General features: G+C 28.4%; 1 protein-coding gene. It reads left to right on the top strand.

The features are described from left to right. Positions 1 to 103: 103 nt before the first annotated feature. A partial coding sequence (locus tag L8T82_RS07905; protein WP_263726281.1) for a hypothetical protein occupies positions 104 to 1,130 on the top strand: 1,027 nt, incomplete at its 3' end.

Raw genomic sequence — 1,130 nt, 5'->3', positions numbered from 1 at the left:
CCCACTATTAGAAATACCAAACAAATATTAATTAATTAAAAATAAAAAAATTATTTTTTTAGGATAAAATACATCCTTTTTAAAAACACATAAAGGAGATACATTGTTTTCAAATTTAAAAATAGGGACCAAAATAGTTGGAGTTGTAATTTCCATAGTAATGCTAGGCATTATAATCTTAGCAAGTATTTTTTCCATACAAGCTTCAAATATCTTACACACTGAAGCAGATAAACTACTTCAAATTAATGCTTTTAGATATGCAAATATCGTCCGTGGAGCAACAGAAAGTGTTTATTCAACTTTACTAGGAGTAGAAGATACTATAAAAAATACTATTTCAAATGAAAATAGTATTGATGATACAGAAGTGCAAAATATTTTAGAAGGTGTGCTTGATTCAAATGAAAAAATTGCATATATGTATGTTCATTTTTTTAATACCCCAATCAATCAAAATACCAACCCAAAACTACTTACAAATCAGCATAAATTTTTAATGTTACTTCATAATACTTCTTTAAAAACAGAAGGCGGCGTGCAATTAGTTCAAGCATATGATGCATTTTTACAACAACAAAGTATTAATAATGCTATATCAACACAAAAAGAATCAATAGGAAAACCTCAAATTTTCAACATCAATGGTGAAGAAATTTTTGCATACAATATTGCAATTCCAATCTTTAAAAATGGAAATATTATAGGTGTAGTTGGAGCTTTAGGAAGTTTAACACATTTTAGAGGAGAGCTAACAGATCCAAAAAGAAGTATTTTCAAAGATGATCAAAGATTATTACTTGGTGCTGAGGGTCTAATAGCAGTTAGTCCTGTTTCCAAATTTACAGGAAAAAGTATTTCAGAAGCAAATCCTCATCCTAGTGCAAAAACATTAATACAATTACAAAAAGATAAAATAAATACTGTTTTTGACTTTACTCGCGCAAGCGATGGAAAGAAAAATAGAGCAGCAATAGCTACTTTTGATCTTTGGGATAACTCACAAGATGCTTGGTCTATTGTGACTATGGCTCCAGTTGATTCTATACAAATGCCTATTACAAAACTTATAACAACCATAGCATTTATATCTCTTTTTGTTATTTTAGTAATTGTAATAATAGTATTTG

The sequence above is a fragment of the Campylobacter sp. IFREMER_LSEM_CL292 genome (genome assembly GCF_025771615.1).
Taxonomy (GTDB): Bacteria; Campylobacterota; Campylobacteria; order Campylobacterales; family Campylobacteraceae; genus Campylobacter_D; species Campylobacter_D lari_D.
The sequence above is the reverse complement of the archived record's forward strand: the minus strand, read 5'-3'. Positions and strand labels throughout refer to the sequence as shown.